Here is a 5085-nt window from a genome sequence, read left to right as displayed (position 1 = left end):
GTAACGGCGTCATTGGATGGCTTATCGCTAAGAACACCACTTATATCGGTACCGGTAGCATATTGCGCAGCAGTAAAAGGCTCTGCTACATAATCTACGTCGACATTAATTCCAGTATTAAGAATAAAATCACCCTTACTACTAGAGCCCACTAAATCACCAACCGTTATATTGGTCGTGAACTTGTCGTAGTCGTCGATATCGTTATAACTACCGCCACCCAGAGAAATTCCCCTTCTACCGAACTGCTTTTTTGTAGCCGGAGCTTGGGCACTGACCTCGCGCCTGCTAGCTTCATTTAAAATCCCTGGTCTGACCTCGGGGGCGCCATCAGCAGGCGGATTTACCGTTAGAATTCTCCTCATGCAGCCAGTATCGCCTCCGCAGCTAGCATCTCCTGCGTATGCGCTATCCCACTGCGCTTTAGATATACGAGACATAAAAGCTTTAGCGTTATATACGAGCTCCTCTTTGATCGCAAGGGCATTTAGCTCGGTCGTCTGCGCGACGATACGCGGGATCGCCATCGTCGTGATCGCCAAAATCACGATGGTAAAGATCAGCTCGATTAGAGTAAAACCTTTTTTCATCTCAAATCCTTTCTTCCAAAATTCTGAAATTCAAAACGCAAACTTTATTTACGTTATTGGCGCTAATTATACTATTGTTAAACTTAAATTTAGAATTTATCGCGTAAATTTTTTCGGTTTTCAAAGATTTTTAAGCCCGAACGCACAAAAATTTTAAAGAAATTCCATTTTTAAATTTGGATGCAGAATTTAAGCTTGCATTTACTCAAAGACTATAAAATTACGAGCTAAATAAATTCCAAGGATTTTTTATGACAAATCTAAGTAAAATTCTATCCGCTCTCCTATTTATCGCGTTTATCGGCGGCTGCAGCGGTAAGGGCGATGGCGAGCTTTTTAACCTAAGCCCCGAGACGTGGTATTCTAAAATTTTAGAAGATATCAACAACGCAAGTATGGAGGATGCCGAAAAACACTATACGAGCTTTGCTAGCGAGCATATCGCCTCTCCGCTGCTTGAGGAGACGACGCTCATTATGGCGTGGGCTTTTGTGGAGGACGAAAACTATGAGAAAGCAAACAAATACCTAGACGAGTATATCCGCCTCTACGGCACGACGCAAAAGATCGAATACGCAAGATTTTTAAAGATCAGAGCAAATTTCGATTCCTTTAGCCGCCCAAATCGCAACCAAAAGCTAATGCTAAACAGCATCGACGAAATTCGAAAATTTATAGCTGAATACCCGCAGAGCGAGTATCGTCCGCTACTTGAGACGATGCTAACGAAGCTCAGACTTGCCGAGCATCAGCTAAATATCGACATCAAAGACCTTTATGAGCGCACCGACCGCGAAAGTTCTGCCAAAATTTACGAGCAGCGCATCGAGGAATCCCCGCTAAACGGCACCGACGTCATCAAACCGCGCTCTCCTTGGTATCGCGCGATCTTTGAGTAGGAGGAGCGATGCAACTGATGCAAAATACAACCTTTCCGAGCGATCTGCCTATCATCATCGAGGACGAGCTATTTTTATATCCGTTTATGATAGCGCCCCTTTTCATCGGCGACGAGCATAACAAAAAAGCCCTCGATCTAGCCGCCAAAAACGAATCTATGATAATGGTCGTAAGCTCGAAGTCGGAATTTAGCGGCGATAGAAGCTTTGGCGGTATCTATAACGCAGGCGTCGTGGGCTCCGTGATGAGAACCGTGCCGCTTCCCGACGGTCGGGTTAAAATTTTATTCCAAGGCGCGCTAAAAGGTAAAATCGTAAAAGAAATTTCGCAAGATCCGCTAATCGCTACCGTCGATATCATCCACGACGAGCGCGGCAATGACCAGAAATTAGACGCGCTGGTAAGCGTGCTGAAGGAAAAAACCAAGACGCTTAGCACGCTTACGCATTTTTTCCCGAACGATCTACTAAAAACCATCGACGACGGCACCGATGCTGCGCGCGTCTGCGACCTGATTTTAAGCGCACTGCGCCTAAAAAAGCAGGTAGCCTACTCATTTTTTACCGAGAGCAACTTGCAAAAGCGTCTTTTCAACCTCATCAACTACATCTCCGACGAGATCGAAGCACAGAGGCTTGAAAAGGAGATCAAAAGCAAAGTTCACTCCAAGATCGACAAGACGAACAAAGAGTATTTTTTAAAAGAGCAACTCAAGCAGATCCAAAAGGAGCTCGGCGGCGATGCCGATCGCGACGTCGAGATCGAGGAATACCGCAAAAAGCTGGAAGCCAAAAAGCCATATTTGGGCGAGGATGCCTACAAAGAGATCAAAAAGCAGATCGATAAATTTGCCCGCCTTCATCCGGACAGCGCCGATGCGGGGCTCGTGCAGAGCTATCTGGACTGGGTTTTGGAGGTGCCTTTTGAAAAGACTGCCAAACACAAGATGTCTATCGAGGGCGTTACCGCTCAGCTAAATAAAGACCACCACTCCCTGAAAAAGCCCAAGGCGCGCATCGAGGAGTATTTCGCGCTAAAGCAGCTTTTGGAGCTTCGCGGCACAAGCGGCAAGAAGAGCAAAGAGGACGGCAAAAACGGCGGCGCGATCTTGTGCTTCTACGGCCCTCCCGGCGTAGGCAAGACGAGCCTTGCGAACTCTATCGCGACCGCGCTTAAGCGCAAACTTATCCGTATCGCCTTAGGCGGGCTCGAGGACGTAAACGAGCTGCGCGGACACCGCCGCACCTACATCGGCGCGATGCCAGGCCGCATCGTGCAAGGTCTCATCGAGGCAAATCAGATGAACCCCGTCATCGTGCTTGATGAGATCGATAAAATTTCAAGCTCATACAAGGGCGATCCGACGGCGGTTCTGCTTGAAATTTTAGACCCCGAGCAAAACTCGAGCTTTAGGGATTATTATCTAAATTTCAATATCGATCTTAGCAAGATCATCTTTATCGCCACGGCGAACGACGTGTCTCTCATACCCGCGCCGCTGCGCGATAGAATGGAATTTATCGAGCTTAGCTCATACACGCCGCAGGAGAAATTTCAGATCGCTAAAGACTATCTGATCCCTCAGGAGCTGCAGCGCCACGGCTTAAAATCAGCCGACGTAGCGATCAACCCCGCCGCCCTTTCCGAGATCATCGAAGAGTACACGCGCGAAAGCGGCGTGCGAAATTTGCGCCGCCAGATCGCAGCGATCTTCCGCAAGGTCGCGGTTAAAATTTTAAAAGACAAAGAGTTTAAAAAAATCGTCGTTACGACGAAAAATTTAAGCGAATTTCTAAATAAAAAAGTTTTCGAGATCGATGAGGTCGAAAAATGCGATCAAATCGGCATCGTAAACGGACTTGCGTGGACTGCGGTAGGCGGCGACGTGCTCAAGATCGAAGCGGTCAAGATCAAAGGCAAAGGCGCGATGACGATCACGGGCCAGCTCGGCGACGTGATGAAAGAATCCGCGCAGATCGCCTTTAGCGTCGTAAAGGTGCTGATCGACGAGGGCAAGCTCAAAGCAGGCCAAGACGCTGAGAGCGGCGCAGCAAAAGCCTCACGCGCGGGCAAAAACTCCGCATTGCGCGCAAATGGCGGCGCAGCGTCTAAAAGCCCTGCGGCGGCACAAAATTCAGGCACAGAGGAGAATTCCGAAAGCTCGAAGCAGATTTATAATAAATTCGACCTTCACATCCACGTGCCCGAGGGTGCAACGCCCAAGGACGGACCGAGCGCGGGCATCACGATGAGCACGGCGATTGCGTCGATTTTAAGCGAGCGCGAGGTACGCGCCGATCTAGCGATGACGGGCGAGATCACGCTAAGCGGCAAGGTGCTGCCGATCGGCGGGCTTAAGGAGAAGCTCATCGCCGCGCACAAAGCCAAAATCGCCGAGGTTTTGATCCCGCGCAAAAACTACGAGCGCGACCTGGCGGAGATCCCGGACGAGGTCAAAAACGATCTGAAAATAACGCCGGTAGATCGGATCGAAGAGGTGCTGAAGCTGGCGCTGGTCTAAATTTAAAGCGCCTTTTTAAATTTAGCCGCTTTAGCAGCGTGCACTTCAGCGGAATTTTGAAATATTTGTAGCGACAGGCTACGCAGAAAAAGGAGCCAGGCTGCGGCACGGCAGAGTTTTTGAGGATAGACGAGGGGCTTTGCGCGCAAAATTTATACGTCGGCAGCTTTGATGACGAGCCGTGAAGCGTTGCTAAAATGGATGAACTTATCGCCGCAAACGGCTATGCAAAGGACTTTGGCGAGCAAAGAGCGCATCACAAACCTAGAAAAACCGACCCGCAAAAGTACAATACGATAATTAGAGTCGGTTATGGAAGATCTGGTAGTTTTTTAAATTATAAAGTTAACCCATAATTAAAGTCGTTTATAAAAATTTCCGGAATGGTTCCTCTAATATTATCAATATCTTGAATCCTACCTTCAACAAAATTATGATCAGCAATAAGGTTCTGAATAAATTCATTGCAATTTGTTCGGCAAATAACACCTCCTACACCAGCTGTTCTTGCAAAGTGCCCTGGAATATTTGGATTGCTTACGTAAAAGTGTATTCGTCCCTCACTTCCCCAAGCCCCTTGTTTTTCATTGTGCTCCCAATGAATTGAAGATGTTCCATCGGATTTTGCTAGATAACCTAAAGCCTGATAATATTGGCTTTCAGAATCAAATCTAATTTGTGGAGGGGTGTTTGTTCCAAAACTTGGTCTATACATTTTTACCTTTCTAAAATAATTTTAAAATCTATTATAGCTTACTATGACTTAATTAATCCAAAAAATTTAACAGAATTAGTATCAATATTTAGAGATCTAGTTCCCCTATTTCTTGCGATTCTATAATATTCTGTAAATTCTTCACTACTGTAGTAATCTAAATGCTTCTGCGTAACCTTGATGCCTTGTTTTGGTTTTAATATAGCCACAGAACCATCGGTAATGCTATTTTTCGGTAGAAAAGTTGCTCTTGGATAATATGTTAAATTAGGTACCAATACAATTCCATTTTGATTAAGGAATTTTGATACTGTAAAGTTATCAATATTATCCATAAAACAGTCGTAGTTTTTTATATC

The 5085-nt window shown here is 46.2% G+C and carries 4 protein-coding genes and 1 pseudogene; 2 read left to right on the top strand and 3 right to left on the bottom strand.

What is annotated here, in order from left to right; genetic code table 11:
• Positions 1-590, bottom strand: a 590-nt coding sequence (locus Q0236_RS03175; protein ID WP_297915068.1) for a type II secretion system protein, incomplete at its 3' end; no start/stop codon positions are given.
• Positions 591-841: 251 nt separating this feature from the next.
• Between Q0236_RS03175 and Q0236_RS03170 the strand changes: the two genes are divergently transcribed.
• Both Q0236_RS03170 and lon read left to right on the top strand, forming a co-directional pair.
• Positions 842-1489, top strand: a complete 648-nt coding sequence (locus tag Q0236_RS03170; protein ID WP_297915065.1) for an outer membrane protein assembly factor BamD — start codon at positions 842-844, stop codon at positions 1487-1489.
• Positions 1490-1497: 8 nt separating this feature from the next.
• Complete coding sequence (gene lon / locus Q0236_RS03165) at positions 1498-4011, top strand: endopeptidase La (RefSeq protein ID WP_297915062.1); 2514 nt, start codon at positions 1498-1500, stop codon at positions 4009-4011.
• Positions 4012-4348: 337 nt separating this feature from the next.
• Here lon and Q0236_RS03160 read toward each other — a convergent pair whose 3' ends face one another.
• Both Q0236_RS03160 and Q0236_RS03155 read right to left on the bottom strand, forming a co-directional pair.
• Positions 4349-4726, bottom strand: a complete 378-nt coding sequence (locus Q0236_RS03160; RefSeq protein WP_297915059.1) for a hypothetical protein — start codon at positions 4724-4726, stop codon at positions 4349-4351.
• 41 nt (positions 4727-4767) lie between these two features.
• A pseudogene (locus Q0236_RS03155) lies at positions 4768-5085 on the bottom strand (DNA (cytosine-5-)-methyltransferase); the annotation flags it as partial.

Origin of the sequence: uncultured Campylobacter sp., assembly GCF_938031315.1 — a bacterium.
GTDB lineage: Bacteria > Campylobacterota > Campylobacteria > Campylobacterales > Campylobacteraceae > Campylobacter_B.
Note: the sequence above shows the minus strand (reverse complement) of the source record. Positions and strands in the feature narration are given on the sequence as shown.

Bases quoted from the DNA above. Each gene is read 5' to 3' on its own strand.
- Q0236_RS03170 (WP_297915065.1), top strand. From the start codon at position 842: ATGACAAATCTAAGTAAAATTCTATCCGCTCTCCTATTTATCGCGTTT.
- lon (WP_297915062.1), top strand. From the start codon at position 1,498: ATGCAACTGATGCAAAATACAACCTTTCCGAGCGATCTGCCTATCATC.
- Q0236_RS03160 (WP_297915059.1), bottom strand. From the start codon at position 4,726: ATGTATAGACCAAGTTTTGGAACAAACACCCCTCCACAAATTAGATTT.